This window comes from Terrabacter sp. LjRoot27, from assembly GCF_964254175.1.
Lineage (GTDB): Bacteria > Actinomycetota > Actinomycetes > Actinomycetales > Dermatophilaceae > Terrabacter.
This window is the reverse complement of record NZ_CAXUSS020000001.1, coordinates 1,994,739-2,018,777: the sequence shown is the minus strand read 5'-3', so window position 1 is coordinate 2,018,777 and position 24,039 is coordinate 1,994,739. Positions and strand designations below refer to the sequence as shown.

Genomic DNA, 24,039 nt, shown 5'->3' with positions numbered 1-24,039 from the left:
GGGTCCGGGAGGGTGGGGCCCGTCCGGTCAGAGTCGCGGCAGGTAGCGGTCGAGCTCGAAGCGGCTGATCTCGTGACGGTAGTCGAGCCACTCCTGGCGCTTGTTGCGCAGGAAGAAGTCGAAGACGTGCTCGCCGAGGACGTCGGCCACCAGCTCGCTCTCCTCCATGACCTCGAGCGCCCGACCGAGCGAGGACGGCAGCGGCTTGATGCCCATGGCGCGGCGCTCGGAGTCGGTGAGGCTCCAGACGTCGTCCTCGGTCTCGGGAGGCAGCTCGTAGCCCCCCTCGATGCCCTTGAGGCCCGCCCCGAGCAGGACCGCGAAGGCGAGGTAGGGGTTGCAGGCGGCGTCGAGCGAACGGACCTCGACGCGCGTCGACTGGCCCTTGTTGGGCTTGTGCATCGGCACCCGGACGAGCGCGGAACGGTTGTTGTGGCCCCACGTGAGGTGGGCCGGAGCCTCTCCCCCGCCCCAGAGGCGCTTGTAGGAGTTGACCCACTGGTTCGTCACGGCGGCGATCTCGGCCCCGTGGCGCAGCAGGCCGGCGATGAACTGCCGCCCCACCTTGCTCAGCTGGTAGGGGGCGCCGGCCTCGAAGAAGGCGTTCGAGTCGCCCTCGAAGAGCGAGAGGTGCGTGTGCATCCCCGACCCGGGGTGCTCGGAGAACGGCTTGGGCATGAAGGTCGCGTAGATCCCCTGCGTCAGGGCGACCTCCTTGACGACCGTCCGGAAGGTCTGGATGTTGTCGGCCGTGCTGAGCGCGTCGGCGTAGCGCAGGTCGATCTCGTTCTGGCCCGGGGCGCCCTCGTGATGGCTGAACTCGACCGAGATGCCCATGTTCTCGAGCATCGTGATCGCGGCGCGGCGGAAGTCGTGGCCGGTGCCGTGCGGCACGTGGTCGAAGTAGCCGGCGTCGTCGACCGGGACGGGCCGCCCGTCAGGGCCGCGTCCCTGCTCGAGGAGGAAGAACTCGATCTCGGGGTGGGTGTAGAAGGTGAAGCCGAGGTCCGCGGCCTTGCCGAGGGCCCGCTGGAGCACGTGCCGCGGGTCGGCGAAGCTCGGCGTGCCGTCAGGCAGCTGGAGGTCGCAGAACATCCGCGCCGTGCCGGGAGGGTCGCCGCGCCAGGGCAGGATCTGGAAGGTCGACGGGTCGGGCTTGGCCAGCATGTCGGCCTCGTAGACGCGCGCGAAACCCTCGATCGCCGAACCGTCGAAGCCGATGCCCTCGGCGAAGGCCCCCTCGAGCTCGGCCGGGGCGACCGCCACCGACTTCAGGGTGCCGAGGACGTCCGTGAACCACAGACGGACGAACCGGATGTCTCGCTCTTCGATCGTGCGCAGCACGAACTCTTCCTGACGGTTCATGTGTCGATCCTGCCGCATGGCTGTTTCACGGATGTTGCGACACACGATCTTTGGGACGAGAGCCCTGTCGTATGCCGCCGGGCGGGCACGCGAAGGGCCCCCGGGACGTGTCCCGGGGGCCCGACGCGCTCATGACCTCGCGGTCACGGGGTGTGTCACTTGAACGCGACCTTGACCTGCAGCTCGTTGCCGCCGTCACGCGTCTTCGTCACGGTCATCGTCGTGCCCGAGCCGGCCACCTTGGTGGAGCCGAGCGGGTTCGCCGCGGACCAGTAGCGGTTGACGTCCGAGTCGTCGAACGTCGGCATCGCCGGCGAGGACGGGACGACCGTCTCGACACCGTTGCGGTGGAAGGTCACCGCGTCGGTGGCCTCCTGACCGAAGGTGGCGTCGAAGGGCTGGCGACGGTTGCCGAGCATCGACTTGGAGCCGTCGGCGTTGTTGAGCATGATCGGCGCCGGGCGGGCGTCGACCGGGAGCACCTGACCGCCACCGGGGTGGTCGATGGTGTTGTTGTCGCCGTACTCGCCGTTGGCGAACCAGACGAGCATGCCGTTCTGGTACGGGAAGCGCTCCACCCAGTCGGGCCTGCTGTTGCCCCAGCCGAAGTTGTACGGACCGGTCTTCAGCGTCGCGTCGTAGCCGCTGTAGACGCGGTTCTCGGCGAGGTAGAAGTCCTGGACCTGCTTCGAGGTGGTGCCGTCGATGACGGCGAAGCCACCCTTGGCGACCCAGGCACCGGCACCCGACTCGACGTCGTCGACCGCGCCGGCGACGCCGTCGGTGGTCACGGCGATGTCGTCGACGAAGGCCTCGCTGGAGACGCCGCCGTCGGTGGCGACGCGGAAGCGGAACTGGATGCTCTGCCCCTTGTAGGACGAGAGGTCCCACGTCTTCTGCGCCCAGGCGAAGACGCCGTTGACGGGCGAGCCGACCTGGACCCACGTGGCGCCGTTGTCGGTCGACACCTCGCCGTAGAGGTAGTCGTAGTCCTTCTCGAGGTTGCCCTGGACCCAGGCGCTGATCGAGGCCGAGGTCTTGGCGCCGGTCAGGTCGACGGGGCGCGCGAGCGTCGAGCTGAGGTTGTCGCCGAAGCCGCTCCACCACTCCGCCTTGCCGGAGTGCGGCGTGTTGCGGTCGGAGGTCACGGTGCGCTCGGGCAGCGGGACCACGAGGGCCTGCACCGAGCCGCTCTTCGTCGCGAGGTCGGCCTGGCTGAGCTTGACCGACGTGTCGTCACCGAAGGGGACGGTCTTGTAGTCGAGCCAGCCGAGCTGGAGCTTCTCCCACGGACCCATGTAGCCGGGGGTCGTGCCGATCGAGTCGGTGCCGCGGTTGAGCCACGAGCCACCGCTCATGAGGGTCCAGAAGGCCGTGCTGTTGTCACCGTTGTTGGTGTCGTAGAGGTCGGGCAGACCGAGGTCGTGACCGAACTCGTGCGCGAAGACGCCGAGGCCACCGTTCTCGGGCTCGGTCGTGTAGTCGCCGATCCACATGCCGGAGGTGCCGAGCGGCACGCCACCGAGCTTGTTGAAGTCCGGACCGGTCTTGCCGGCGTCGGTCGAGAAGGCGTACCAGCGGTGCGACCAGATGGCGTTGACGCCCTGGGCGCCGCCGCCGGCCTCTTCGCCCTCACCGGCGTGGATCGCCTGGAAGTGGTCGATGTAGCCGTCGGGCTCGTTGAAGTCGCCGTCACCGTCGTAGTCGTAGCGGTCGACCTTGTCGAACTGCGCGAGGTACGTCTTGATGTCGGCGTCGCTCTTGCCCGCCGCCTTCTGGGCGTTGTACCAGGCCGTCGCGGTGTCCTTGACGTAGTTCCAGTAGCCGTCGGCGTTGTTCTTGGCGCCGTAGCGGGCCTCGTTGTAGGGGACGGTCACCCAGTCGGAGACGTCACCCTTGGCGAGGAACCGACCGTTGGACTGCTTGAGGTAGAAGTCCTTGAACGACTCACCCGTGCCGAACATCATCTCGAGGTAGTGGTCGCGGTTGAAGTCCTTGACCCAATACGTCGAGTTGTCGTCGGTCGCGTTGCCGTCCCACGTGCGGTCGGGCGCGGCGATCTGGTTGTGCACCGGCCCGGGGGTCGTGTCGAACGGCGACTTCGTCTGCGTGCCGAAGTCGGTGAGGATCGTGAAGATGTCCTCCTCGCGGTTCACCGGGTAGTTGACGTACTTGGACTTGGCCGGCTTGCCGTCCTTGCCCTTGCTCTTGACCTCGATGACGCGGTTGCCGTTGATGGTCTTCGTCGAGGCCTCGCCCTTGAGGAGCTTGGCCACGGCGTCCTTGCGCTCGGCCGCCTGGGCCTCGGCAAGGGGGTTGGGCAGGTTGTCGGGCTGCGAGGCCTGGGCGGCTGCGGGGTCTCCGCTCACCGGGGCCTTGGCAACGGGAGTTGCCTGAGCCTGCATCGGCGCGCTCAGCCCGGTGACGACGAGCGCCCCCACGGCCAGCCCCGAAACAGCACTCCAATGGCGCTTGTTCACGATCTGTCCTCCTGGTCACAAGGCGCCGCAAATCCGGCACCTCGCGTATAAGAACACAGAACACAGACAATGTGGCGCCTGGTGCCAGACAATTCGAAAAAACTTGTGCTGCAAGGCAGTTCGTCGCAAAGAACGTAAAATCTTCGTAAAGAGACGGCCCTTCACCCTTCCCAACCAGGCCTCGCGTCGAGTAGGGAACCCCATCTGTCACAGAGGCATCCGTTGAACCGGCCGACGACTGCCCAGGGCCTCCCCCGGGGCGCCGATATGCTCCCGGGATGAGCACAGACGCCCCCGAGGAGCAGAGTCCCTACGGTTCCGGGAGCCGTGCCCAGGGCTCCCCCGCGGCCGCGGGCTCCGCTCCGGGCCCACGGAAGGTGCGCATCCCCCACCTGCACGCGCTCAAGGCGGAGGGGCGCCGTTGGGCGATGCTCACGGCGTACGACATGTACGCCGCGCAGATCTTCGACGAGGCCGGGATCCCGGTGCTGCTCGTCGGCGACTCGGCGGGCAACAACGTCTACGGCTACGAGACGACCGTGCCCGTCACGCTCGACGAGATGATCCCGCTCGTCCGGGCCGTGTCGACGGCCACCCGTCGCGCGCTCGTCGTCGCCGACCTGCCCTTCGGCTCCTACGGCGGGTCGGTCGAGCAGGGCTTCGCGAGCGCCGTGCGCCTCATGAAGGAGGGCCTGGCCCACGCCGTCAAGCTCGAGGGCGGCACGGCCATGGTGCCGCTCGTCAAGGCTCTCACCGACGCCGGCATCCCGGTCATGGCCCACGTCGGCTTCACGCCGCAGAGCGAGCACCAGCTCGGCGGCTACCGCGTGCAGGGGCGTGGCGACGCGGCCGACGCGCTCGTCGACGAGGCGCGGGCACTGCAGGACGCCGGCGCCTTCGCCGTCGTCCTCGAGATGGTCCCGGCCCCCGTCGCGGCCCGGGTCACCGAGGTGCTGAGCATCCCGACGATCGGCATCGGCGCCGGCAGCGGCACCGACGCCCAGGTGCTCGTGTGGAGCGACTTCGCAGGCCTGCGCAGCGGCAAGGCACCGCGGTTCGTCAAGAAGTACGCCGACCTGCGCGGCACGCTGCTCGACGCCGCCCGGGCGTATGCCGCCGACGTCGAGTCGGGCGCGTTCCCCGACGCCGAGCACTCCTTCGAGTCCTGAGACGACGCCGCCCGACCGGTCGGGACCGGTCGGGCGGAGCGCGGTGTGGGGTGGGGCGGGTCGCCGCGCTCAGGCGTCGCTGTCGCCGCCCGAGGCCGAGCCGCCGCGCTGGTTCCAGTCGCGGTCCTCGGAGTCCCACTGCTCGGTCTTCTTGTGGGCGGTCTCGAGGGCCGCCTGCGCCTCCGCCTCGGTGGCGTACGGCCCGAGCACCTGCTCACCGCGGCTGCGGTTCTCGTCGGTCTCGACCTGACCCGTGTCGACGTTGTACCAGAAGCTCACGTGCGCACTCCTTCTCTCTTCGGACTCTTCCGACCTGCCATCCGGCTCGAGCGGGTCCGCGTCGTGAACGCCCCTCGTGGACGGCACCCGCTGACGACCTAGACTCCACCGTATGCCGTTGCTCCAGCCGCGGGTGTCAGCACACCCCCTCAGTCCGCGACGACCGGTGCCCGCCTCGATCGAGCGGCCGCACTACGTCGACGTGCCCAACCCGCGCGAGGACGGCGACCTGCGCATCAAGGACACCGAGACCATCGAGAAGATGCGCATCGCCTCGCGCATCGCGGCCACGGCCATGGTCGAGGCGTCCAGGGCCATCGCGCCCGGGGTCACCACCGACGAGCTCGACGCGATCGCCCACGAGTACATGCTCGACCACGGCGCCTACCCCTCGCCCCTGGGCTACAAGGGCTTCCCGAAGTCGGTGTGCACGAGCGTCAACGAGGTGATCTGCCACGGCATCCCCGACGCGCGGCCCCTCGAGGACGGCGACATCGTCAACATCGACGTCACGGCCTTCATCCACGGCGTCCACGGCGACACCGACGCGACCTACCTCGTCGGCGACGTCGACGAGGAGTCCCGTCTCCTCGTCGAGCGCACCCACGAGGCGATGATGCGCGGCATCCGGGCCGCCCGTCCCGGCCGCGAGATCAACGTCATCGGCCGCGTCATCGAGAGCTACGCCAAGCGCTTCGGCTACGGCGTCGTTCGCGACTTCACCGGGCACGGCATCGGGCTCGAGTTCCACTCCGGGCTCATCGTCCCGCACTACGACGCCGCTCCCCACTACGAGACCGTCATCGAGCCCGGCATGACGTTCACCATCGAGCCGATGCTCAACCTCGGCACGCCGGAGTGGGACATGTGGGACGACCGGTGGACCGTCGTGACGCGCGACCGCAAGCGGTCGGCCCAGTTCGAGCACACGATCCTCATCACCGACGACGGCTTCGAGATCCTCACCCTGCCCGAGGGCGACGCCGCCCCCTGAGCCGGCCGGCCACCCACGTCGCACCACTCGCACCACTCGCACCACGTCGCACCCACGGCAGCACCTGAGCGCACCGCGTCACCCCGCACCACCAGCTGACACCCCACGACCACGTCCTCGACAAGGAAGTACGGACCATGGCCAAGCACGGCAAGCCCCTCGGCATCGACATCGGCGGCAGCGGCATCAAGGGCGCGCCCGTCGACCTCAAGGCCGGCGACCTGGCCGGCAAGCGGCTGAAGATCCTGACGCCGAAGCCGGCCACGCCCGACGCCGTGGCCGAGGTCGTCGACCAGATCGTCGACCACTTCGCCGACGTGACGGGCGACTCCCCCATCGGCGTGACCGTGCCGGCGGTCGTCATCCGCGGCACCGTGCTCTCGGCGGCCAACATCGACCCGTCGTGGATCAACACCGACGCCGAGGCCCTCATCAAGGAGCACACGGGTCGCGCGGTGACCGTCCTCAACGACGCCGACGCCGCCGGTCTCGCCGAGATGTACTACGGGGCCGCCAAGGGGGTGCAGGGCCTCGTCATCCTCACGACCCTCGGCACCGGCATCGGCACCGCCCTGATCCATGACGGGCGGCTCGTGCCGAACTCCGAGCTGGGTCACCTCGAGATCGACGGCTACGACGCCGAGGACCGGGCCGCGTCGTCCGTCAAGGACTCCGAGGGCCTCTCGTGGGACGAGTACGCCGAGCGCCTCCAGACCTACTACGACACCATCGAGAAGCTCTTCTCCCCCGACCTCATCATCGTCGGCGGCGGCATCTCCAAGGACAGCGACGACTTCCTGCCGAAGCTCAAGCTGCGCTGCCCCATCGTCCCGGCCCAGCTGCGCAACCAGGCCGGCATCATCGGCGCCGCCCACCTCGCCGCCGACATCGCTGCCGACCGGTCCTGAGCCGGCGGCCGGAGCGCCCGGCACGGGCGCTCCACCCCCGCCGTCCCGCGTCAGGGTCGGCTGCGCCAGACGAGCCGGTGGACCCCCAGATGGCGTGGCAGCGTGCGCAGCCCCGGGATCCACGGGATGCAGATGAAGCCGATGCTCAGCACGACCATCAGGGCCCAGACGGCGATGTCCGCGTTCTCGGACGTCGAGAACGGCGGCACCTGGTACCACAGCGAGTAGAGCCAGAGCCAGGGCTGACCGGGGTAGCTGCCGGTCTCGTTCATGATCCCCCACTGGTCCCCACCCAGGTTCTGGGACCGAGCCGCCTCCTCCAGATGGGTCCCGTCGGCGAGCAGCAGCAGTGCCTTGGTGCTGTCGGCACCGAAGAAGGACGTCCGGGAGGTGAGCAGCCCCTCGAGCGCCCCGCTGTCGGCGAGCTGCAGCTCGGCCGCCGCGATGGCCGGGACCGGTCCGTAGTCGCCGGCGGCGACCTTGGCCGGGTCGCCGTCCGGCGCGCTGGACAGCGCGTCCGCGTACGCGGTGGCCCAGGCCTGCTGCCGGTCCGCCGGCGCAGCGTCCCAGGCGCGGACCGCTGCGGTTGCGGCCGGGTCCGAGGTGAGGCTCCGGACCGGGTCGAGGACGAGATCCTTCGCGGAGTCGACCGGGATGGTGACCCCGGGCATGGTCTGGAGGTTCACCGGGCCGAGGCTCTGGCCCTCTCCGGCGGTGTTGTAGGGCGGACCGTAACCAGCGCTCGTCGTGGTTCCCGCGAGCTCGCCTGCGGCGGTGGCGACGACGTCGGCCGGTGCCTGTCGGGCCCACTGCTGCAACGAGATCGCCGGTTCGTCGGGAGACGAGAAGACGAGTGCGGCCCCGACGGAGAGCACCGAGACCGCGGCGAGGGCGATGACGAACTCCTTGACGAGGTCATACCGACGCGTCGGGAAGGCGTGCGAGTCCGGAGTGGGTCCCCACCCGCCCGTCCGGCGGGTCATGACTGCACCCCTGGGGGCGTGCTCGGCGTCGGGGACGTGTCGCCCGCGGCGACCGACGGCTCGGTCGCGCCGATCGGTGGGACGACGCCGTGTCGCCGCACCAGGACGATGTGCGCGACGACGATGGCTCCCACCACGAGCGGGAGCAGCGAGACGTGCCACAGCATCATCTGCCCGAGGTCCGTGACGTTGAACCACGCGCCGATGCCCGCTGCGTTGAGCCCGTCCTTGGCCTGCGTGGAGATCCACTGAGCGTCGAAGTTGGTCTGCACGAGGTAGCCCGTGAACGCGGTCCCCAGCGAACCGAAGAAGGCGAGCGCTCCTGTCGCCCAAGTGAGTCCACGGTTGCCGCGCCACGCGGCCATGAAGAACTTGCCCCACAGGTGGATCACCATGGTGGCGAAGAAGAGCTCGACGCTCCACAGGTGGACGGAGTTGACGAAGTGACCGAGCTCGCTCGTATGCCACCACGAGACTCCACCGATCGCCAGGACCAGTCCGGAGACGATGATGACGACGAGGCTGGCGAGACAGGCGACCCCGAAGACGTAGATCCACGAGGCGACGTAGGCCGGCTGGCGATCGGGCAGCCACTGCCCCTGAGGCACGAGACCCTCGACCCAACGGGTGACCGCAGCCGTCCACGTGGTGCTCTGGGGCCGCGCCTGCGGCTCGGGAGATCCCGGGCGCAGGGGCGTCGGCGCCCGGCTCACCGGTCCTCCTCCTCAGGGGGCGCCGGGAAGGGCAGCAGGAGCGCGAGGACGAAGACGACGACCATGAGCAGGATCACCAGGAGGTTGGCGACCGTGATCGTCAGCCACCCCCACTGGACGACGGGCCCTGCGGGCACCGGCTGCGACGCGGCGAGGAACTGGGTGATCATCTCTGGCCTCCGGGGAGTGCGAAGCTGTGAGTCCTCCTGCCCGGCGCAGATCTACTACACGTTGTAAGAGTAGATCCTCGGCCCCCGCCCCGGCGACCGAATGTGATCTGCGGTGCCCGCGCCTACGAGCGCCGCAGCGCCGAGAGCAGCTCCGGGGCACGCTGCTCGTAGAGCCGTGCGCCGACGCCGACGCCGACGACGCCGACGACACCGCCGAGCAGGAGCCCGACGACGCCGGCCGCCCAGCCCGCTGCGACGGACCCCTGCCAGGCCCACCAGGCGAGCAGGATCGTCGGCGATGCGAGCAGCAGCGTGCCGAGGCTCGCCATCGACTGGGCCGCGATGGTGATCCCGGCGGCGCCCGGTGGCGCGTTGAAGGGGCTCTCGCCCGACTCGGGCACGGGATAGGGCAGCACGACGCTCATGACGCTCGACACGGCATACCCCGCTCCGAGCAGGGCCACCGACAGACCGAGCGCGGCCGGCAGGAGGTCCCAGCGGTGGGCGACCGCGACCCCGACGACGACGTACACGGGCACGAGGACCGCGGCGAGGAGGACGTCGGGCAGCAGGCGCCCCCGCCGGTCGTCGCGGCCAGAGGTGCCGGAGACGACGTGCAGCCACAGCGCGTCGGACTCGTAGGCGACGGCGTTGTGCTCGCTCCAGCCGAGGAGGAACGCGACGAGCGGGCCCATCAGCAGCGGCGTCCATGTCACGTCGCCGGTGACGAACGGGATGAGCAGGGCGAGCGGGACGACCGGGGTCATGGCCATGCTGATCTGGTAGCGGGGGTCCCGGCGCCAGTAGGTCAGAACCCGTGCCGCGATGGCGCCGAGCGGCGTGCCGGGCAGCCGGGCCAGCAGGCCGAGGTCGTCGCCCACAGAGGTGCCCGAGTCGGACCGCGAGACCGCGCGCGGGTTGTCGACCTCGTCACGGAGCACCCGGGACCACAGCGAGAAGACGACGACGAGCAGTCCTGCGGCCAGGGCCAGGCGCACCAGCCCGATCGCCGTGTCGCCCGCCGCCACGTCACCCGGGGCGGCCCACGCCCAGCCGAGCGGCGACCAGCCGACGACGGCTGCGGCGGTCGTGGCGACGTCGCGCAGGTCCGCGCCGAGGTTGGCCACCACGGAGATGGCCGGCCCGATGACGATGAGCAGGAGCAGCCCCAGGACCGCGATGACGTCACGGCCCCGACGGCTCGAGATCGCATGGGTCATGATCGCGGACACCCAGCGGCTCGTCGTGATCGCCGTGAGCAGACCGACCGCCGTAGCGACGACGGCGACCGCGGTCGAGGCCACGGTGTGGGACCACGCGACGACGACCCCGGCCGACAGCACCATGGACGCGATCGCCGGCAGGCCGACGAGCGCAGCGGCCACGAGGCCGACCGCCAGGTCGCGGTGCGGGACGGCGAAGGTGGCGAAGCGCCCCGGGTCGAGCGTCGGGTCGGAGCCGAAGGAGAAGAGCGGCACGACGGTCCAGAGCACGATGCCGGCGGCGCCCGCGAGCGGGATGACGACGCGCGCCGCGTCGAGCGACTGGCGGAACGAGGCGAGGATGACGGCGAGCCCGGCCACGAGGACCGCGAAGTAGACGATGCCGACGACGGCACCGATGGCCTGGGCCCGGCTGCGCCGGAAGATGTTGCGCAGCAGGGTGAGCTTCAGTCGGACGAGGTGCGCAACCACGAGAGCCCCACCACCTCGGTCGACCCGCCGACGAGGTCGACGAACCGCTCCTCCAGCGACCGGCCATCCCGGACGTCGTCGAGCGGGCCGGCGGCGAGGACGAGCCCGTCCGAGATGACGGCGACGTGCGTGCAGATGCGCTCGACGAGGTCCATGACGTGGCTCGAGAGCACGACCGTGCCTCCGGACTCGACGAAGCCGGAGAGGATCCGACGGATCGTCGCGGCCGAGATCGGGTCGACGGCCTCGAACGGCTCGTCGAGCACGAGCACGCGCGGCGCGTGGACGAGCGCCGACGCGAGCGTGACCTTCTTCGTCATGCCTGCCGAGTAGTCGACGACGAGCTTGCCCTGCGCCTCGGAGAGGCCCAGGGCGGCCACGAGCTCGGACGCCCGCTCCGACGCGAGCTCACGCGACATCCCCCGGAGCAGACCGGCATACGTGATGAGCTGGAGACCGGTCAGGCGGTCGAAGAGCTTGAGCCCGTCGGGGAGCACGCCGATGAGCCGCTTGGCGGCGACGGGGTCGTCCCAGACGTCGCGGCCCAGGACGAACGCCTGACCGGCGTCCGGACGAAGCAGGCCCGTGACCATCGACAGCGTCGTCGTCTTGCCGGCGCCGTTGGGGCCGACGAGCCCGAAGAACGAGCCGCGCGGCACGTCGAGGTCGATCCCCTTGACGGCGATGAGGTCACCGAAGCGCTTGCCCAGCCCGCGAAGCGCGATCGCCGGCCCTTCGGTCGGGTCGCCTTGCGGTGCAGGCAGATCGGTCACGTCGCTCATGTCACTCCCCCGAGATCGAGCGTCAGAAGGTCGCCGACTCGGCGTCGCGCAGCGGGGTGTACGTGAGGCCGGCGACACCGGAGAACTGCTCGATGTGGCCGGAGTACATCCGGTGCCCGACGTCGCTGAGCAGCGCGTCGTGGATGGGGATGAAGACCCTCGGGGCGATGCGCCCGACGAAGGCGATGGAGTCCCGGCTCGCGGCCCACGGGGCGTTGAGAGGGTGGGCGAGGACGTCGACCTGCCCGGGCTCGCCGTCGTAGGCGTCGCCCGGGTGGAAGAGGGAGGGCTCGCCGTCGGCCCGCAGGACGACACCGACGTTGGGGATGCGCGGCATCGACGCGTGGTTGAACGCGTGCAGCTCGCCGACCGGGCTCACCGTGACGTCGCCGACGGCGAAGTCCTCGCCCTGCCGCGACGGCACCGCCGCCAGACCCTCGTCGCGCAGCTTCTCGGCCGTGAGGGGGTCGGTGTGCACCGTGGCGCCGGGGTTGGAGCGGATCAGGGCACTGACGCGCTCGGCGTCGAAGTGGTCGGCGTGGTTGTGGGTCACGAGGATTGCGTCGAGGCCGGTGAGCTCCTCGAAGCCCGTCGAGAAGCTGCCCGGGTCGATGAGGATGCGACGGTCCGCGGTCTCGACGAGGAGGCAGGCATGTCCGAGGTGAGTCACGCGCATGCCACCACCCTAATCACGGTCCCCGCCGCCCGAACCGCGAGACACAGCGCACACCCGCGAACATCCCTCTGCACGCGTCATGGCCGGATGACAGACTCACCGCAGGACCGGTCGCTCCCAGGACCGGCACGTGCGGGCGTGGCTGGATCGGGGTGACGGCGGGTGGACACCGTGGAGCATGACGAGGACCTCCGCCTGCTCCGGGCCTACGAGCCCGTCGTGCGGCTCACCCGCGGCGAGTACTTCCTGCCGGTCGCCGTCGACGCCTACGTGACGCACGCGAGCCTCATCCGCAACGAGGCGGGGTCGGCCACGGTCGTCGCTCCGCCCGGGACGCTCGACCTGGCCTCCCTCGCCGCCCACGGCACGGACCACGACGGGCCCGGGCTGTCGCTGTCGGGCATCACCGAGCCGCGGTCGTTCGTCGAGCGCCTGCGGAGGGCGCTCCCGGGTGCCCGACCGAGCTTCCGGGCCGGGAGCCGGCTGGCGCAGGTCGGCCTGCTGGGCCGGACCATCGACACGCTGAGCCGGCTGTCGCTGCTGCTCCGCGGCTCGGTGCCCGGCGGCAGCGCCGCGACCGCGTATGCCGTCCAGCAGGAGCACCTCTCCCCCGACCGCCCGACCTACTACGGCCGCGTCGTGCGCAGCGACGGCTGGGTCGTGTGCCAGTACTGGTTCTTCTACGCCTTCAACAACTGGCGATCCGGCTTCTCCGGGGTCAACGAGCACGAGGCCGACTGGGAACAGGTGACCATCTTCCTCGACGGCACGGGGACGCTCGGCGACGACGGTCTGCCACCACCACGCTGGGTCATCTTCAGCGCCCACGACGAGACGGGCGACGACCTCCGTCGCCGGTGGGACGACCCCGACCTCGAGACGGTCGACGGCCGCCACCCCGTCGTCTTCGCCGGCGCCGGATCCCATTCGGGCGCCTACCTGCCCGGCGACTACCTCATCACCGTCGCTCCACCGTCCTGGGGCGGCGTCATCCCCGCCGTGCGTCGTCTCGCCAAGCTCTTCGCCCCGTGGGCGCGCGCGGCCCAGGGCGCCGGGCTCGGCATCCCGTACATCGACTACGCACGCGGCGACGGGCCGTCGATCGGCCCCTCGGCCGAGCTGGCCTGGAGTCCCGTCGTCATCGACGACAGGACCGCGTGGGTGCGCGACTACCGCGGGCTCTGGGGACACGACACGAAGGACCGGTTCGGCGGCGAGCGCGGGCCCGCCGGCCCGCGCTACGAGCGCGACGCCACGGTCCGGCTGTCCTGGGGCGACCCGGTGGGCTGGGCCGCGCTCGCCAAGGTCGCCCCGAGCCCCGAGGCCGAGGCCGCCCTCGTCGCCGACCGCATCGACGAGATCGACCAGCAGCTCGCCGACCTGACGGAGCAGGCCGACGCCAGGGTCCACGCCGTGACGACGCGCGCAGCCGGACTCGGTCCGGACAGCCCCGACGTGCGTGGTCTCGCACCCGACGAGCGCGAGCTCACGGCGGTGCGGATGAAGGCGGTTCGCCTGCGCGACGAGCGGTCCCGCATGGAGCGCGCCCTCCGCGACGGGCTCCCCACGGCCTCGCCGCACGCGCACCTGTCCCACCGTCGGACGCCGATCGCCGCGAGCGAGCGCTCGCGGGACCGGCTGCTCGCGGTCTGGGCCGTCGTCAGCACGCCCCTCGTCCTCTACCTCGTCGCAGGCTTCTTCAAGCCCGAGGTGACCGACCGGCCGCTGGGTGCACTCGTGGTCATCACCCTCGTCCTCGGCGTCGAAGCCTTCGCCCGCGGCTACCTCCTCGCCTACGTCCTGCGCCTCGTCGCGCTCACGGTGGTGCTGTCCCTGCTCTCCGACTTCGCCGGGAACTGGCAGCTGGTCAGCTACTGGGTACTCGTGTCGGTGGCCGTGATCGTGCTCGTCGTCAACCTCCGGGACGTCCTGCGGCGGTAGGCCCGGAGCGACGCCGCCGCTGCACCGGAGCCTCGGCCGCCACCAGGTCTCTCAGGGGATCTCGGGGATCTCGGGGATCTCAGGCGTCGATGCTCGACATGTCGCCGTAGCGTGCGCCCTGCACGGCAGCCCGGGGCACGGCGGCGTCGATCGCTGCACGGTCGTCGGCGGTGAGCTGCACGGAGGCGGCCCCGACGTTCTCCTCGAGGTAGCGCAGCCGCTTGGTGCCGGGAATCGGCACGACGTCGTCGCCCTGGGCGAGGACCCAGGCGAGGGCGAGCTGCCCGGCGGTCGCGCCCTTCGACGCGGCGATGTCGCGCACCCGCGCGACGAGGGCCAGGTTGGACTCGAGGGCCTCGCCCTGGAAGCGCGGGAAGTAGGCGGTGCGCCGCGAGTCGCCGGCCTCGAGGTCGTCAGGCGAGGTGATGACGCCGGTGAGGATGCCGCGACCGAGGGGCGAGTAGGGCACGAGGCCGATGCCGAGCTCGCGCAGCGTCGGGAGGATCTCGTCCTCGACGTCGCGGGTGAAGAGGGAGTACTCCGTCTGCAGCGCCGTGATCGGGTGGACGGCGTGCGCGCGCCGGATGGTCGAGGACGAGGCCTCCGAGAGCCCGAGGTGGCCGACCTTGCCCGCCTCGACGAGCTCGGACATCGCGCCGACGGTCTCCTCGATCGGGACGGTCGGGTCGACGCGGTGCTGGTAGTAGAGGTCGATGTGGTCGACGCCGAGCCGCTGGAGGGAGGCGTCGGCGGCACGGCGGACGTAGTCGGGCCGGCCGTTGATGCCGAGACGGGTGCCGTCCTCGGCCCGCTCGTTGCCGAACTTCGTCGCGAGCACGACGCCGTCGCGGCGGCCGTCGAGGGCGCGTCCGAGGAGCCTCTCGTTGGTGAACGGCCCGTACATGTCGGCCGTGTCGAGGAAGGTGACGCCGAGGTCGAGCGCTCGGTGGATGGTCGCGACGGCGTCGGACTCGTCACCCGTGCCGTAGAACTCGGACATCCCCATGCAGCCGAGGCCGATGGTCGAGACGGTCAGGGGCGACGCCGTGCCCAGGGTGCGCGTGCCGAGCGGTGCTCGGGCTCCGGCGGGGGCGGTGGTCTCGGGGTTCTGGGTCATGCGTTCGAGTCAAACCCTTCGAGCGCGCTCGAAGTCAAGCCGCCTGCCACGAGGGCTCAGGCGTCGGCGCGTTCGAGCGTGGACTGGTAGATCCCGATCTTGTTGTCGATGGCGCCGAGGTGCTCGGTGACCTCGGCCAGCTGCGCCAGCACCCTCGCCCGATGGTTCTGCAGCAGCGCCAGGCGCTCGGTCTCGTTGCCGTCGCCCGAACGACACAGGGCGGCATACGCCTTCACCTCGCGGATCGGCATCCCCGTGGCGCGCAGGCGCGTCAGCATCCGGACCCACGTCAGGTCGTGCTCGGTGTAGACGCGGTGGCCCGAGCTCGTGCGGCCGACGCCGCGCAGCATCAGCCCGTCGCGCTCGTAGTAGCGAAGCGTGTGCGTGGTGAGGCCGGTGCGCTCGGACGCCTCGGCGATGGTCAGGCCCTGGGGCGGTGCGATGGCGGTCACGGACCCATGCTGACGCTTCGAGCGCACTCGAAGTCAAGTGGGAGGGCGACTGTCGCGCTCACGACCGCCTGACACGGGCCTGCACACGGTCACCCGGAGCAGCCGCCGGCGACGACGGCCGACGCCACGGGCGGGGGCGAGCCGCCGCTCCTGGGCGGCGGGCCACGTCCAGCACTCCCAGCCGGGGCCGGGTCTCCCGGCGCATCCGTCGCGGCTCACCGCGCGGCCCTCGGGACCGCGGCCGCGGGACGAGGAGGTATGCGTGGGGCCGGTGCCCGGGTCACGGCGGCGTCGGGCGGGAGATCGGTCTCGAGCAGGGTGGGTGCCGGCACAGGTCGCTCCTCTCTCCTCGGCGGACGACCGACCGGGCGGGTCCCCCGACCCCGACCCGGTCGGGGACGACCGCGCTGGACGCGGACCTCGTGGCCGCGTGCTCTGGGAACGACCCGACACCCCCGGGGGTTACGCGCCGGCCGCCGACGTCAGTGACCCGGCTCCCCGTGTCGTCGCAGCCGGGACCACAGCCCCGACGAGGACGGAGGCAGTCGTAGCGACCCCGTGTCACCGGGGACCACCGCCGTCTCGCGGGCGGACTCGAGCTCGGCGACGGCCCGCAGCGAGTCGCTGATGAGCGAGCCGTAGACCGGCCACTGCTCGGGGTCCTCGAGCGGCGTCGTGCGCACCTCCTCGCGCAGCGACGTGAGGACCTCCCGGGCCCTTGCCGTGCCGGCGTCGAACGCGGCCGTCGCGTCGTCGTCGTGCCGACCCAGCTGGGAGACGGCCTGCGCCATGGCCTCGAGCGCGTCGGCATACTCCCCGAGGAAGGTGTCGGACGGGGCCGGTCGTCGACGTCGCTCGTCCGCAGCGTCGACGAGGGTGCGTCCGATGCCCGTGACCTCCCAGACCGTGCGACGCAGGGTCGTGACCGTGCGCTCGTAGCCGTCCCAGTCCACGTCTGCAGGGCGGAGGTTGTCGCGCAGGTTGTAGCGCGTGCTCTCGCGCCCGGTCCGGATGTCGTCGACGACGTACGGCGCCTTGTCGCCGATCTCGCCGCCGCGCCGGTACCACCGACGCGCCGACTCGGCGTCCCAGTCCCCGCGGAGCCCGGTGGCCATCTCCTCGAGGAGCTCGCGCACCTGTCGCGCGAGCGCCGACACCCGCTGACGGGGCTTGGTCAGGTGCAGCGGTGCGAACACGATCGCGTTGGTCGCCACGCCGATGATGCCGCCCGCGACGGTCTCGACGATCGTCAGGTAGGTGAACTGCTCGTCGGTGCCGCCGGCGGTGATGAGCGACAGGAGCACCATGGCCGGCACCTGGATGCCGTGCTCCCCGAGGCGGGACCACCGACCGATGACGAGCGCGACGAGGATGACCCCGAACATCGTCCACCACGTGACGCCGAAGACGGTCGCCACGACCCACGCGACACTGAGCCCGAGCACGACGGCGGCGATCCGCTGGGCGCTGGCCGAGATCGACCGCACCATGGTGCGGTCCACGACGAGCAGGGCTGCCATCGGCGCGTAGAACGGGACCGGGCTGTCCAGCACCCGCACGGCGAACTGCCAGGCCAGGACGGTCGCCACCGCAGCCTTGACGAGCAGCAGCAGCGCATCGCGCTCGGGACCGGGCTGGTGGAACGCCCGTCGCAGGGCGCGCACCCGCTGCCTCGCGTCGTCACGCCACTGGCTCATCCGCGGAGCCCCTCACGCGGCGGCGCGCCACCCGGCACCGAAGGCGCCGTCCCGGACGCCTCGCGCCGCCCGGCGGGGCCGATCACGAAGACCTGCGCTGCGACGCCTCTTCGACGGCCCGCTTGTCGATGTCGTCCATGGCGCGGGTGTCGCGCGGCTCCGCGAACGGTTCGAGGTCCTCCGGGACGCCCTCGGCGATCGCGCGGCTCCGGTCGAGCTCGGCGTTGACCTCGGCGCCCAGCAGGATCGCGATGTTCGTCAGCCACAGCCAGACGAGGAAGATGACGACACCGGCGAGGGACCCGTAGGTCTTGTTGTACGACGAGAACAGGGCGACGTAGACCGCGAAGAGCCCCGAGACGACGAGCCAGATGAGCACGGCGATGACGCCGCCGGGGCTGACCCACTTGACGCCTCCCTGCTTCGCGTTGGGACTGGCCCAGAAGAGGACGGCGAAGAGCACGGAGACGAGGACGAGCAGCACGGGCCACTTCAGCACGCCCCACACGAGGAGAGCCGTGTCACCGGCGCCGATGAGGTTGCCGACCTGCTCGGCCACCGGCCCGCTGACGACGACGATCACCGCGCTGGCGACCATGACGACGACGGCGAAGAGGGTCACCCCGACACGGATCGGCACGGTCTTCCAGAGCGGACGGCCCTCCGGGATGTCGTAGATGACGTTGGAGGCCCGCATGAACGCCGAGACGTAGCCGGACGCCGACCAGAGGGCCACGAGCAGGCCGAGGACCGCCCCGAAGCCGGCGCTCGTCCGGTTCGCCTGTGCCTGGGCGATGAGCGTGCGCACGAAGTCCGCGCTCGACCCGGGTGCGATGGCCTGGACCTGGCTGATGACCTCGGCCGTGGCGTTGCGCCCCATGAGCCCGAGCGCCGCGACGAGCACGGCGAGCGCCGGGGCGATCGAGAGCAGGCCGTAGTACGTCAACGACGCCGCGAGGTCGGTGAGGTTGTCCCGCTTGAACTCGACCCGGGCACGCTTGAGGGCTGCGACGAGGGAGGAGCGGGGCAGGTCGGCGGGACTGTCCGGCTCTCCGGACGTCCTCGTGCCGTGGTCTGTGCCATCAGGACTGCCGTCCGGGCTGATGTCGGGGCTGCTGTCGGGGGCGTCGTCGGGGGTGCCGGACTGCGCCTGGCCGCGGCTGCTGCGTGAGGGGTCGCTTGCGGGTGCCATTCCCTGCCCGTACCCAATGGGTGGGACGGCCGCACGGGACGGGGCCGGTCCCTGGTCGTCGGCGGGCAATGGCAGCATGGGGCGCTGCTGTGGGTACGAAGCCCTATGCGTCGCCCGCACAGGGCGGGTGGTCGCCTCCGGACGGCGGGCCACGAGCCGACACGAACCCGAGGGAGAGGCCGAGCATGGTGGACCGACAGGCTGACCTCATCGCCGGGCGCTACCGGCTCATGAACCGGATCGGCTCCGGTGGCATGGGACACGTGTGGCTCGCCTGGGACGAGCGACTGAGCCGTGCCGTGGCCCTCAAGCAGCTGCACTCCCCCGTCGGCCTGGACGAGGCCGACACCCGCGTCGCCCACGAACGCGCCATGCGGGAGGCTCGCAACACGGCCCGCCTCCACCACCCGAACGCCGTCCCCGTCTTCGACGTCGTCGACCACGACGGTCAGCCGTGCCTCGTCATGCAGTACCTCCCGTCGCGCAGCCTGCACGCCGTTCTGGCCGAGCGCGGACCCCTGCCGGTGCGCGAGGTCGCCAAGCTCGGCGGCGAGCTCGCCGCGGCGCTCGCCGCCGCCCACCGCGCCGACATCGTGCACCGCGACGTCAAGCCGGGCAACGTGCTCGTCGCCGAGGACGGCACGGCCCGCATCACCGACTTCGGGATCTCGCACGCCGTCGGTGACGCGTCCCTGACGTCGACCGGCATGGTCACGGGCACCCCCGCCTACCTGGCGCCAGAGGTCGCCCGGGGGGCGGCGTCGAGCCCGGCCTCCGACGTCTTCTCCCTCGGCGCCACGCTCTATGCCGCTGCCGAGGGCACGCCACCGTTCGGGACCGGCGACAACGCGATGGCGCTGCTGCACCGGGTCGCGTCCGGCTCGATCACCCCGCCCGGTGACGGTCCCCTCGCGCCCGTCCTGCTCTCGATGCTCGCCGCATCACCCGAGGACCGTCCGTCGATGCAGGACGTCTCGGCCGAGCTCGCCGAGGTCGCTGCCGGACGTCCGCCCCGCGGCGGAGCGGTGACCTCGTCCGACGACGGACCCGCCGACCGCCCTGCCCGTACGCGTGTCCTGCCCGCCGGCGGAGCGGCGCGGGCCGCGGGAGCCGGGGCCGCAGCCGCCGCCGCGGGCGGTGCGGGCGGTGCGTCGAGGCACGATGGCGACCGCGGCGGCGACGACCTCGGCGGCGCGACCCCGGGCACCACGCGGTTGCCGACGGCCGGGGCACCCGACCCGACCGACACGCCGGCGAGGGCCACGCCACCCCCACCCTCCGAGGTCGCGTGGCCGGAGGGCGGTGACCACGACGGCGAGGTCGTGGACCGCGGCGAGAGCCCGGGCCACCGCCGGGCCGCTGTGCTCCTCCTGATCGCCGTGGTCGTGCTCGCCGGTGCCGGTCTTGCCGTCTGGGGCCTGCAGCGTGACGCGACCGACCCCGGTGGACAGGCTGCGCCACCCGTCGCCTCCAGCACCTCGAAGGCCACGACGCGACCCACGACGTCGGCTCCCACCACGTCTCGGGCCGAGACACCCTCGCCCTCGACGAGCGCGCCCCAGAGCCCCCGACCCTCGCCGTCGTCGACGCCCACGACGGCGCCCTCGACGCCCTCGAACTCCACGACGACGGCGGCTCCGGGCGGCCCGACGGACGCCGAGCTGGCCCGCGCCGTGCGGGACTACTACGCGCTGCTGCCCGGCGACACCGACGCCGGGTGGGCGCGCCTGACCGACCGCTACCGGTCCACGACGTCGGGCAGCCGCGCGACCTACGAGCGCTTCTGGGGCTCCGTCGACTCCGTCGACGTGCGCCAGGCGACCGGGTCGGCGCCGCGGTCGGTCGTCGCGACCCTGCGCTACGCCTTCGACGACGGGCGCCGCTTCGAGGAGCGGACGTCCTACTCGCTCGTGGACGACGGCGGGATCCTCAAGATCGACCGATCGTCGGTGCTGAGCAGCCGCCGGCTCTGACGACGGCCGGGCCGCTGCGGCGGTCGAGGCGCCCCGAGGCCCCGCCGTCCGCGTTCGGGTGGCCGTGCCTCAGATCTGGGGCGGGGCGCCGCGGACGGCGGGGTGCTCGCGGTGTGGCTCGACGGTGACGGGAGGACCGTCAGGGGCAGCGCCACATGACCAGTGAACGTGCAGAGTGCCCTGCTCGGTTCCGCGCCGCGCCGACCGGGGCCACGACGCTCGTCGTGCACACCTGCGCGAGACGCTCGAGCATTGCTGCCCGCTCGCTGCCGGTCATCACGGTCGCGAAGGTCTCGTCGTCGGCCGCCGTCACTGCGCTCATGGTGGTTCTCCCTGGTCGCGGCACCCGGCTCTACCCTGTGGCCGGTGTCCTTGGAGTAGGTGTACCAGTCGTAAAGGACGGATACGTCCCTATTGCCCGAATATCTGCAAGAAAGTCTCAAGAAATGTGCAAGGGATGGTCAGCCGACGGCCGCGGCCCGAAGGACCCGCGGCCGCCGGTGGGCCGTCGACCGACCGCTGGTCGACGGCCGGACGCCGGAGCTACATCCGCTCGGCGCCGTCCCTGATCGCCTCCCGGATGCGGGTGTAGGTGCCGCACCGACAGACGTTGCGTATGCCGTCGAGGTCGTCGTCGGTGATGGCGCGGCCCTCGGCACGCACCTTCTGCACGAGAGCGACCGCGGCCATGATCTGCCCGGGCTGGCAGTAGCCGCACTGGGCGACGTCCCGCTGGAGCCACGCCTCCTGCATGGGGTGCAGGTCGGCGCCCACCGTGTCGGGCAGTCCCTCGATGGTCGTGATCTCGTCGTCCGGACCGACGTCCTTGACCTGGACCGAGCAGGGGTTGAAGGCCTTGCCGTTGATGTGCGAGGTGCAGGCCTTGCAGACGTTGATGCCGCAGCCGTACTTCGGCCCGGTGATGCCGAGGACGTCGCGCAGGACCCAGAGGAGCCGGACGTCGTCGGCCACGTCGACGGTGACGGACTCGCCGTTCACCCGGAAGGTGTGCTGTGCCATGGGTGTGCTCCTCAGTAGGTGTGGTCGAGGCCGTCGGTGGGTGACGGCGGCACCGGTGGGACGAAGGTCTTCGGGGTGAACGACACGGTCCCGTGGTTGATGGGGAACCGCGTCGGGACGGTGCCCGTGGCCCGGGCGTAGGCACACGCCGTCGCGGCGACCGAGGCGGCCACACCGGCCTCCCCCGCGCCGCCCGGCAGCTCGGCGTCCGAGGGCATGACGATGCACTCGAAGGTCGGGGGCACGTTCCACTGCCGCGTGTAGAAGTAGTTGTCCCAGCTCGCCTCGAGGAAGTGACCGTCCTGCAGGTGGTTGCTGCTCGTCAGGGCGAGCGCGATGCCGTCGGAGACTCCGCCCATCATCTGCGCCTCCAGTCCGCGTGGGTTGACGACGAGTCCGGCGTCGATGGCGATGACCGCCTTGGTGACGCGTGGGCCGGTCACGGCATCGCGCACCTGCCGGTTCACCGTCTCGGGGCGGCAGTCGATCTCGACGAGGACCGCGGTGGCGCCCTTGTACTCAGAGTGGATCGCGATCCCCTGCGCGGTGCCGGCCGGCATCGAGCGTCCCCACTGGCCGACCTCGGCGACCTTGCGCAGACAGGCCTTGACGCGTTCGTTGCGCAGGAACGCCAGACGGAAGGCGAGGGGGTCCTTGCGCAGCTTCTTGGCGAGCTGGTCGATGAACAGCTCGTTGGCGCACGCGACGTCGGGTGAGTAGATGTTGCGCATGCTCCCGGTGTTGAAGCCCATGTCGACCTCGTTGAGCAGCTGGGTCACGACCCCGAAGTCGTAGGGCAGCTCCTGGGTCAGCGTGAAGATCGACTCGGCGAGACCGAGGTTGCCCAGACCGGCGGGCAGCTCGGAGGCCATCGCCGTCAGCCGCTCACCCAGCCCGTGCGAGAAGTCCGTCTTGATGCTCGTGTGCCGCTGCTCGAAGGTGAGCACCTCCCCCGCCAGCAGCGTGGCACGGATCCGTGACGTCGCCATGGGGTGCGTCCGCCCCTGGCGGGGCTCGTCGGCACGGTGCCACATGAGCTTGACGGGCTTGCCCATGGCCCGGGAGATCTTCGCAGCCTCGATGGCCGCATCGCCGAAGAGCTTGTGCCCGAAGGACCCTCCACCGGTCACGACGTTGACGGCGACGCGTGCGATCGGCAGGCCCAGGGCCTTGGCGATGTTGCGCTGGGCGACGATGGGAGCCTTGAGGCCTGCCCAGACGGTGGCGCGGTCGTCGCGCACGTCGGCGATGGCGCAGTTGGGCTCGAGGGCCGCGCTGCTGCGGAACATGAACTCGAAGCGCAGGTCGACGGTCTGCGTCAGCAGGGGCACCTTGGGCACCGCCATCGGCAGCTCTGCCGCCTTGAGACGGCGCAGCACCGAGTCGTCGGACTCGCCCTCGACCGGACCGCCGTCCCACGTGACCCGGAGGGCGCGGACGGCGTCGATGCACTGGCCGAACGTCTCGGCGCGGACCGCGACTCCGGTGTCGACGACGACGACGTCGGTGACTCCGGGCAGTGCCTGGACCGCCCCGAGGTTGTCGACGCTGCGCGGCGAGCCGTTGAGCGTCGGGGGTCGGCACACCATCGTCGGCAGCGCGTCGGGCACGTCGAGGTCCATGGTGAACCGCTTGCGCCCCGTCACGGCCTCGAGTGCGTCGACCCGGTTGCGGGGCGTGCCCACGACGTCGAACGAGGTGACCGGAGCGAGCTCGACGTCGACGGCCGTGGTCGTGGAGCTGGCGGCGGGACCCGACAGCTCGGCATACGTCCGGCTGCTGCCGTCCCGCGCCGTCACGACGCCGCCCTTGGCCACGAGCGAGGCGACCGTGGCGCCGAGGGCTGTCGCCGCAGCCTCGAGGAGGGCGCCGCGGGCCACCGCGGCCGCCACCCGGATCGGCGTGAACATCGACTGCATGGTGTTCGAGCCGCCGGTGAGCTGGTTGAAGACGAGCTCGGGGCGTGCGGGCGCCAGCGTCACGCGTACGTCCTCGACGGGCATCGCGAGCTCCTCGGCGATGATCATGGCCGCAGCCGTCGTGATGCCCTGCCCGACCTCCATGCGCGGGATCGCGAAGCGCGCCAGTCCGTGGTCGTCGACCGTGATGGTGATCAGCTGTGACGTCGGCAGCGCCGAGTGGGTCTGGAGGTCGCCGAGGTCGTAGAGCTCGGGCACCTGCGATGCGCTCGGGACCGCGGCCGAGGCGGGGGCAGCGCCGCCGACCTCCGCCGCGACCGTGAGTGTGGCCCCTGCCACGACGAAGCCGATGAACCGCCTCCGGCTGACGCCGCCGGGTGGCGAACCCGGGGCTCGGGCGGGGCTCTGGACGTGCGGGTGGCCGGGGGTCGTCGTCATCGACTGGGGTCCCTTCTCGGAACGAGCACGTGCAACCGGGAGTGCCGGGGGTGGGGCGGGCTGCACGTGGTGGTGCC

General features: G+C 71.3%; 21 protein-coding genes. 5 read left to right on the top strand and 16 right to left on the bottom strand.

Going from position 1 to position 24,039, the window contains the following annotated elements:
• Positions 1–27: 27 nt before the first annotated feature.
• Positions 28–1,365 carry a type I glutamate--ammonia ligase gene (gene glnA / locus ACSQ2D_RS09465; protein WP_435985702.1) on the bottom strand — a complete coding sequence of 446 codons (1,338 nt, stop codon included), beginning with the start codon at positions 1,363–1,365 and terminating at the stop codon, positions 28–30.
• A 155-nt stretch (positions 1,366–1,520) separates the two neighbouring features.
• Positions 1,521–3,845 carry an immune inhibitor A domain-containing protein gene (locus ACSQ2D_RS09460; RefSeq protein WP_435985701.1) on the bottom strand — a complete coding sequence of 775 codons (2,325 nt, stop codon included), beginning with the start codon at positions 3,843–3,845 and terminating at the stop codon, positions 1,521–1,523.
• 278 nt (positions 3,846–4,123) lie between these two features.
• Here ACSQ2D_RS09460 and panB point away from each other — a divergent pair, with 278 nt between their 5' ends.
• Positions 4,124–5,014 carry a 3-methyl-2-oxobutanoate hydroxymethyltransferase gene (gene panB, locus ACSQ2D_RS09455; protein WP_435985700.1) on the top strand — a complete coding sequence of 297 codons (891 nt, stop codon included), beginning with the start codon at positions 4,124–4,126 and terminating at the stop codon, positions 5,012–5,014.
• Positions 5,015–5,083: 69 nt separating this feature from the next.
• On the opposite strand, the gene ACSQ2D_RS09450 is transcribed toward panB, so the two are convergent.
• Positions 5,084–5,293 carry a methionine aminopeptidase gene (locus ACSQ2D_RS09450; protein WP_435985699.1) on the bottom strand — a complete coding sequence of 70 codons (210 nt, stop codon included), beginning with the start codon at positions 5,291–5,293 and terminating at the stop codon, positions 5,084–5,086.
• Positions 5,294–5,405: 112 nt separating this feature from the next.
• On the opposite strand from ACSQ2D_RS09450, the gene map reads away from it, so the two are divergent.
• The gene (map, locus tag ACSQ2D_RS09445; protein WP_435985698.1) at positions 5,406–6,287 is read left to right on the top strand and encodes a type I methionyl aminopeptidase; all 882 of its coding nucleotides are present in this window, start codon (positions 5,406–5,408) and stop codon (positions 6,285–6,287) included.
• 137 nt (positions 6,288–6,424) lie between these two features.
• A complete protein-coding gene (gene ppgK, locus ACSQ2D_RS09440; RefSeq protein ID WP_435985697.1) occupies positions 6,425–7,195 on the top strand; it encodes a polyphosphate--glucose phosphotransferase in 771 nt (256 codons plus the stop codon).
• A 50-nt stretch (positions 7,196–7,245) separates the two neighbouring features.
• On the opposite strand, the gene ACSQ2D_RS09435 is transcribed toward ppgK, so the two are convergent.
• The 6 genes from ACSQ2D_RS09435 to ACSQ2D_RS09410 form a co-directional block, all read right to left on the bottom strand.
• A complete protein-coding gene (locus ACSQ2D_RS09435) occupies positions 7,246–8,178 on the bottom strand; it encodes a hypothetical protein (RefSeq protein ID WP_435985696.1) in 933 nt (310 codons plus the stop codon).
• Positions 8,175–8,891, bottom strand: coding sequence for a cytochrome b N-terminal domain-containing protein (locus ACSQ2D_RS09430; RefSeq protein ID WP_435985695.1), 717 nt, complete (start codon positions 8,889–8,891; stop codon positions 8,175–8,177). The genes ACSQ2D_RS09435 and ACSQ2D_RS09430 overlap by 4 nt, the downstream gene beginning before the upstream one ends.
• Entirely contained in the window at positions 8,888–9,061 is a 174-nt protein-coding gene (locus ACSQ2D_RS09425; RefSeq protein ID WP_435985694.1) for a hypothetical protein, read from the bottom strand. Before ACSQ2D_RS09425 ends, ACSQ2D_RS09430 begins: the two co-directional genes overlap by 4 nt.
• A gap of 122 nt (positions 9,062–9,183) precedes the next feature.
• On the bottom strand, positions 9,184–10,755 hold the full coding sequence (locus tag ACSQ2D_RS09420) for a hypothetical protein (RefSeq protein WP_435985693.1): 1,572 nt from the start codon (positions 10,753–10,755) through the stop codon (positions 9,184–9,186).
• Positions 10,731–11,537: an ABC transporter ATP-binding protein gene (locus ACSQ2D_RS09415; protein ID WP_435985692.1), complete on the bottom strand. Its 807-nt coding sequence runs from the start codon at positions 11,535–11,537 to the stop codon at positions 10,731–10,733. Before ACSQ2D_RS09415 ends, ACSQ2D_RS09420 begins: the two co-directional genes overlap by 25 nt.
• A gap of 22 nt (positions 11,538–11,559) precedes the next feature.
• On the bottom strand, positions 11,560–12,213 hold the full coding sequence (locus ACSQ2D_RS09410) for an MBL fold metallo-hydrolase (RefSeq protein ID WP_435985691.1): 654 nt from the start codon (positions 12,211–12,213) through the stop codon (positions 11,560–11,562).
• Positions 12,214–12,384: 171 nt separating this feature from the next.
• Here ACSQ2D_RS09410 and ACSQ2D_RS09405 point away from each other — a divergent pair, with 171 nt between their 5' ends.
• Positions 12,385–14,154 carry a hypothetical protein gene (locus tag ACSQ2D_RS09405; RefSeq protein ID WP_435985690.1) on the top strand — a complete coding sequence of 590 codons (1,770 nt, stop codon included), beginning with the start codon at positions 12,385–12,387 and terminating at the stop codon, positions 14,152–14,154.
• A gap of 79 nt (positions 14,155–14,233) precedes the next feature.
• Here ACSQ2D_RS09405 and ACSQ2D_RS09400 read toward each other — a convergent pair whose 3' ends face one another.
• From ACSQ2D_RS09400 to ACSQ2D_RS09385, 4 genes are all read right to left on the bottom strand, one after another.
• On the bottom strand, positions 14,234–15,271 hold the full coding sequence (locus ACSQ2D_RS09400) for an aldo/keto reductase (RefSeq protein ID WP_435985689.1): 1,038 nt from the start codon (positions 15,269–15,271) through the stop codon (positions 14,234–14,236).
• A 56-nt stretch (positions 15,272–15,327) separates the two neighbouring features.
• Positions 15,328–15,723 (bottom strand): MerR family transcriptional regulator, encoded by a 396-nt coding sequence (locus tag ACSQ2D_RS09395; RefSeq protein WP_435985688.1) that lies wholly within the window; start codon positions 15,721–15,723, stop codon positions 15,328–15,330.
• A 482-nt stretch (positions 15,724–16,205) separates the two neighbouring features.
• On the bottom strand, positions 16,206–17,420 hold the full coding sequence (locus tag ACSQ2D_RS09390) for an FUSC family protein (protein ID WP_435985687.1): 1,215 nt from the start codon (positions 17,418–17,420) through the stop codon (positions 16,206–16,208).
• Positions 17,421–17,502: 82 nt separating this feature from the next.
• Complete coding sequence (locus ACSQ2D_RS09385; protein ID WP_435985686.1) at positions 17,503–18,612, bottom strand: YihY/virulence factor BrkB family protein; 1,110 nt, start codon at positions 18,610–18,612, stop codon at positions 17,503–17,505.
• Between the two features lie 185 nt (positions 18,613–18,797).
• Here ACSQ2D_RS09385 and ACSQ2D_RS09380 point away from each other — a divergent pair, with 185 nt between their 5' ends.
• A complete protein-coding gene (locus ACSQ2D_RS09380; protein WP_435985685.1) occupies positions 18,798–20,585 on the top strand; it encodes a serine/threonine-protein kinase in 1,788 nt (595 codons plus the stop codon).
• A gap of 139 nt (positions 20,586–20,724) precedes the next feature.
• Here ACSQ2D_RS09380 and ACSQ2D_RS09375 read toward each other — a convergent pair whose 3' ends face one another.
• The 3 genes from ACSQ2D_RS09375 to ACSQ2D_RS09365 all read right to left on the bottom strand — a co-directional run bounded on the left by ACSQ2D_RS09375 (position 20,725) and on the right by ACSQ2D_RS09365 (position 23,962).
• Complete coding sequence (locus ACSQ2D_RS09375) at positions 20,725–20,907, bottom strand: hypothetical protein (RefSeq protein WP_435985684.1); 183 nt, start codon at positions 20,905–20,907, stop codon at positions 20,725–20,727.
• 221 nt (positions 20,908–21,128) lie between these two features.
• On the bottom strand, positions 21,129–21,605 hold the full coding sequence (locus tag ACSQ2D_RS09370; RefSeq protein WP_435985683.1) for a (2Fe-2S)-binding protein: 477 nt from the start codon (positions 21,603–21,605) through the stop codon (positions 21,129–21,131).
• Positions 21,606–21,616: 11 nt separating this feature from the next.
• Positions 21,617–23,962 (bottom strand): molybdopterin cofactor-binding domain-containing protein, encoded by a 2,346-nt coding sequence (locus ACSQ2D_RS09365; RefSeq protein ID WP_435985682.1) that lies wholly within the window; start codon positions 23,960–23,962, stop codon positions 21,617–21,619.
• Positions 23,963–24,039 lie beyond the last annotated feature (77 nt).

What these genes read in the sequence shown, in the direction of transcription:
- glnA (WP_435985702.1), bottom strand. Translation starts at nt 1,365, where the DNA reads ATGAACCGTCAGGAAGAGTTCGTGCTGCGCACGATCGAAGAGCGAGAC.
- panB (WP_435985700.1), top strand. Translation starts at nt 4,124, where the DNA reads ATGAGCACAGACGCCCCCGAGGAGCAGAGTCCCTACGGTTCCGGGAGC.
- map (WP_435985698.1), top strand. Translation starts at nt 5,406, where the DNA reads ATGCCGTTGCTCCAGCCGCGGGTGTCAGCACACCCCCTCAGTCCGCGA.
- ppgK (WP_435985697.1), top strand. Translation starts at nt 6,425, where the DNA reads ATGGCCAAGCACGGCAAGCCCCTCGGCATCGACATCGGCGGCAGCGGC.
- ACSQ2D_RS09435 (WP_435985696.1), bottom strand. Translation starts at nt 8,178, where the DNA reads ATGACCCGCCGGACGGGCGGGTGGGGACCCACTCCGGACTCGCACGCC.
- ACSQ2D_RS09425 (WP_435985694.1), bottom strand. Translation starts at nt 9,061, where the DNA reads ATGATCACCCAGTTCCTCGCCGCGTCGCAGCCGGTGCCCGCAGGGCCC.
- ACSQ2D_RS09415 (WP_435985692.1), bottom strand. Translation starts at nt 11,537, where the DNA reads ATGAGCGACGTGACCGATCTGCCTGCACCGCAAGGCGACCCGACCGAA.
- ACSQ2D_RS09410 (WP_435985691.1), bottom strand. Translation starts at nt 12,213, where the DNA reads ATGCGCGTGACTCACCTCGGACATGCCTGCCTCCTCGTCGAGACCGCG.
- ACSQ2D_RS09400 (WP_435985689.1), bottom strand. Translation starts at nt 15,271, where the DNA reads ATGACCCAGAACCCCGAGACCACCGCCCCCGCCGGAGCCCGAGCACCG.
- ACSQ2D_RS09390 (WP_435985687.1), bottom strand. Translation starts at nt 17,420, where the DNA reads ATGAGCCAGTGGCGTGACGACGCGAGGCAGCGGGTGCGCGCCCTGCGA.
- ACSQ2D_RS09385 (WP_435985686.1), bottom strand. Translation starts at nt 18,612, where the DNA reads ATGGCACCCGCAAGCGACCCCTCACGCAGCAGCCGCGGCCAGGCGCAG.
- ACSQ2D_RS09380 (WP_435985685.1), top strand. Translation starts at nt 18,798, where the DNA reads ATGGTGGACCGACAGGCTGACCTCATCGCCGGGCGCTACCGGCTCATG.
- ACSQ2D_RS09375 (WP_435985684.1), bottom strand. Translation starts at nt 20,907, where the DNA reads ATGAGCGCAGTGACGGCGGCCGACGACGAGACCTTCGCGACCGTGATG.
- ACSQ2D_RS09370 (WP_435985683.1), bottom strand. Translation starts at nt 21,605, where the DNA reads ATGGCACAGCACACCTTCCGGGTGAACGGCGAGTCCGTCACCGTCGAC.
- ACSQ2D_RS09365 (WP_435985682.1), bottom strand. Translation starts at nt 23,962, where the DNA reads ATGACGACGACCCCCGGCCACCCGCACGTCCAGAGCCCCGCCCGAGCC.